Origin of the sequence: Halomonas sp., assembly GCF_041689495.1 — a bacterium.
Taxonomy (GTDB): Bacteria; Pseudomonadota; Gammaproteobacteria; order Pseudomonadales; family Halomonadaceae; genus Halomonas.
Map to the genome: position 1 here is coordinate 1 of NZ_JBDNGD010000198.1, position 3,994 is coordinate 3,994.

Sequence of the window (3,994 nt, forward strand, 5' to 3'; positions counted from 1 at the left end):
AGGAGAGAGACCATGACGAACCTTTCGATCACCAATTCTGCCGCCGAGCAGATCCGCCGGGTACTCGACGAGCGCGGCCATGGCCTGGGCCTGCGGGTCTCGGTCAAGCCCAGCGGCTGCTCCGGATACAGCTATGTCCTGGACTTCGCCGACGAGGCCGAAAACGATGACGTGACCTTCGAGGAACATGGCGTCGCCGTCTACGTGGCACCGGAGGCCCTGGAGATGCTCGACGGCAGCGAGGTCGACTACGTCAACGAGGGGCTCAATCGCTTCTTCCGCTTCAACAACCCCAACGTCAAGGATGAGTGCGGCTGCGGCGAAAGCTTCAACGTCTGACTTCCCACCCCGGGACCAAGGCCCCCTTTGGCGCGGCGATTGTTCAACGCCGCCCAGGAGCGTTATACTCCCCGCCCGGTCGGCGCACGCTGGCCGATCCGCTGCGCCGCCCCCTGCTCTCGATACATGAGCCGAAGGGCGGCGCGGCGCTATCCATCGACACCCCGTCGACCACCCATGCAATTGGAGAGACACACCCATGGCCAACCAGCGCACCCTGTCCATCATCAAGCCGGATGCAGTCGCCAAGAATGCAATCGGCGAGATCATCTCTCGCTTCGAGAAGGCCGGACTGAAGGTCGCCGCCGCCAGGATGCTGCATCTCTCCAATGACCAGGCAGGGAGATTCTATGCCGAGCACAAGGGGCGGCCCTTCTACAAGGATCTGGTCGGCTTCATGACCTCCGGCCCCGTCGTCGTGCAGGTGCTGGAAGGCGAGGATGCCATCGACAAGAACCGCGATCTGATGGGTGCCACCAACCCCAAGGACGCCGCACCGGGCACCATCCGCGCCGACTTCGCCGAGACCATCGATGCCAACGCCGTGCACGGTTCCGACTCTTCGGAGTCCGCCGAGCGTGAGATTGCCTATTTCTTCCAGGACAGCGAGATCTGCCCACGCGGCTGATCGCTCGCCTCCTCCCCCGGGGGTTACCCAACCCCCGCTCTGCCTCACCGACTCGCCGACTGCCATGACCACCACTGCCCCACGAATCACCAACCTGCTCGGCATGTCCCGCCAGGAAATGGAGTCCTTCTTTCTTTCCATCGGTGAGAAGAAATTCCGTGCCGCCCAGGTCATGAAGTGGATCCACCACGAGGGGTGCGACGACTTCGCCGCCATGACCAACCTCTCCAAGGCCCTGCGCACGCGCCTGGCCGAGGTAGCCGAGATTCGTGGCCCCAGGGTGATCTACGAGGGCAGTTCCAGTGATGGCACTCGCAAGTGGGTGCTGGAGGTGGAGGACGACAGCTATGTCGAGACCGTGCTGATCCCGGCCGACAATGGCAAGCGACGCACCCTTTGTGTCTCCTCCCAGGTGGGCTGCTCGCTGGACTGCAGTTTCTGCTCCACCGGCAAGCAGGGCTTCCAGCGCAACCTCACCGCCGCCGAAATCATCGGCCAGGTGTGGGTGGCCCAGCGCAGCGTGGGGCCGCGCAAGGACACGGCCAACCGCCCGGTCACCAATGTGGTGATGATGGGTATGGGCGAGCCGCTGATGAACTACGACAACGTGGTACCGGCGATGAAGCTGATGCTCGACGACGACGGCTACGGCCTCTCCAAGCGGCGGGTCACCCTCTCCACCTCCGGGGTGGTGCCGATGATCGACAGGCTCGGTGACGAGATCGACGTCAGCCTGGCCATCTCGCTGCACGCGGCCACCGATGAGCTGCGAACCAAACTGGTGCCGATCAACCGCAAGTACAACATCCGCTCTCTACTCGATGCCTGTCACCGCTATCTGGCCAAGTGTGACGACACCCGTATGATCACCATCGAGTACACCCTGATCAAGGATGTCAACGACCAACAGGTCCATGCCGAGCAACTCGCTGCCCTGCTCGAGGAGCTACCCTGCAAGATCAACCTGATCCCGTTCAATCCCTTTCCCCATTCGGGTTACGAGAAGCCATCGCGCAACCAGTGCGTGCGTTTCCAGCAGTGGCTCTACGAGCTGGGCTACACGGCTCCAATCCGTACCACCCGGGGCGATGATATCGACGCCGCCTGCGGCCAGCTGGTGGGTCGTGTCAAGGATCGTACCCGCCGCCATGAACGATACATCCAGTCGATCCAGATCGATGCCGACTGACGACCCCGCGTCTGCCTTGACTTCGACAAGACACAGCGCTTTGATGGACAGGCCTTTTTTTCTTCCGGCAGCGAATCATTCCCGATTCGTCGCCGGCAATGTCGTGACGCCAGACGCGAGGACACCATGACGCGCCGCCCCTGCTTGACCGGTTTAGTGCGGGCCCCTGCCATCATCATCCTGTTCGGGTCGATCCTGATCAGCGGATGTGCCACTCAGGTGGGCCTGCAGGACGGTACCGAGCAGAGTGCGGCCCGGGCCTACACCGAGCTGGGCGTCGCCTATCTCGAGCGAGACAACCTGAGGCGCGCCATGAGCGCCCTGGATCGCGCCCTCGAGGCCGATCCCGACGCCGCCGAGGCCCTGCAGGCCATGGCCATGGTCTACCAGCGCCAGGGGGAGGAAAGGCTCGCCGACGAGACCTTCCAGCGTGCCCTGGCTGCCGATCCGAGCCTGACAAGGGCCCGCAACAATTACGCCGCCTTCCTGTATGATCGAGGGCGTATTCGTGAGGCCTGCCAGCAACTGGAGCAGGCGTCAGGGGACACCCAGTACCCCAACCGAGCCCAGCTGTTCGCCAACCTGGGCCAGTGTCAGCGTGAGCTCGGCGACCTCGATGCGGCCCGGACCAGCCTGGCGCGCGCCCAGGCCATCGACCCGCGCAGCCCGAGGAGCTATTTCACCCTGGCCGAAATCGAACATGCACGGGGCAATCATGCTAGCGCTCAGGATCAGTTGCAGACCTACATGCGCCTGGCTGGCCCCAATGTCGCTGCCGTGAGGCTCGCCCGTGACATCGCCCGGGCCCAGGGCGACCAGGCCTCCGCCGCCTTCTATAGCGAACAACTGGACAATACCCGTGGCGATCCCTGATTACCGAATCTCGACGAAGGCTGCTCAGCCATGAGCGATACCCCAACCACCGACAATGCCGACTTCGCCACGACTGTATCTCCGGGTGAGCAGCTCAAGCGCGAGCGCGAGTCCCAGGGCCTCTCGCGGGAGGAGATCGCCAGTTCCCTGAACCTGCGCCCGGCGGTCATCCAGGGTCTCGAAGATGACAGCTATTATGAGGTCCCGGTGGCCGCGTATCGTCGCGGCTACCTGCGTTCCTATGCGAACCTGCTGGGGATCGACGAACACCCCGTGCTGGATGCCTACCGGGCCCGCTTCGGCAGCACCGACAGCGAACGCAAGGTCACGCCGGTCAATGTCACCCGCCCGCCATCACGGCTAGGGGCCTGGTTGTTCCGCCTGGTGAGCCTGCTGGTGGTCGCCGGCCTGATCGGCCTGACACTGCTCTGGTGGCAAAGCCGCGGGGGCAATGAGCCGCCCGGGTTCAGTGACAGCAGCCCAGTCTCGGTGGATAGCCTCGACGGCAGCACCACCGTCACCGAGAGCCCAGACCCCCCCCCTGTAATACCGCAGGATCTCGATGCCCTGCCACCGCTGCCCGAAGAGGACAGTGACTTGGGCCTTGTCGATGATCCCGACCTGACGCCGGCGGAGGTTGATACCACTGCCACGGGGATCCTCGCCACCCGTGAACAAGCCGAGGACGCCGAGCAGGCAACAGAGGTCGTGGCGGACGAACCCGAAACGGCGGCAGCCGAACCGGAACCCGCCCCGGACCCCGGCGTGATTGAACTCACCTTCAACGAGCAATCCTGGGCCGAGATCTTCGATGCCACCAACGAGCGTGTCTTCGTCGGCCTTCAGGAACCCGGCACCACGGCACGCGTCGAAGGCGAGCCCCCTTTTCGTCTGACCGTGGGCAACGCCACCGGCGTCGAGATGCGCTGGCGCGGCGAGAGCATGAACCTCGGCCCGCGTGCCGG

General features: G+C 64.2%; 5 protein-coding genes. All 5 read left to right on the forward strand.

Annotation, left to right across the window (positions count from 1 at the left end; translation table 11 throughout):
• Positions 1–12 precede the first annotated feature (12 nt).
• Positions 13–339: a HesB/IscA family protein gene (locus tag ACESMD_RS07185; protein WP_372611710.1), complete on the forward strand. Its 327-nt coding sequence runs from the start codon at positions 13–15 to the stop codon at positions 337–339.
• 199 nt (positions 340–538) lie between these two features.
• On the forward strand, positions 539–967 hold the full coding sequence (gene ndk / locus ACESMD_RS07190) for a nucleoside-diphosphate kinase (protein ID WP_372611712.1): 429 nt from the start codon (positions 539–541) through the stop codon (positions 965–967).
• A gap of 64 nt (positions 968–1,031) precedes the next feature.
• On the forward strand, positions 1,032–2,156 hold the full coding sequence (gene rlmN, locus ACESMD_RS07195; RefSeq protein WP_372611714.1) for a 23S rRNA (adenine(2503)-C(2))-methyltransferase RlmN: 1,125 nt from the start codon (positions 1,032–1,034) through the stop codon (positions 2,154–2,156).
• Between the two features lie 126 nt (positions 2,157–2,282).
• Positions 2,283–3,029 (forward strand): type IV pilus biogenesis/stability protein PilW, encoded by a 747-nt coding sequence (gene pilW / locus ACESMD_RS07200; RefSeq protein WP_372611716.1) that lies wholly within the window; start codon positions 2,283–2,285, stop codon positions 3,027–3,029.
• A 30-nt stretch (positions 3,030–3,059) separates the two neighbouring features.
• The coding region (locus ACESMD_RS07205; protein WP_372611718.1) for a RodZ domain-containing protein at positions 3,060–3,994 on the forward strand (935 nt) is incomplete at its 3' end.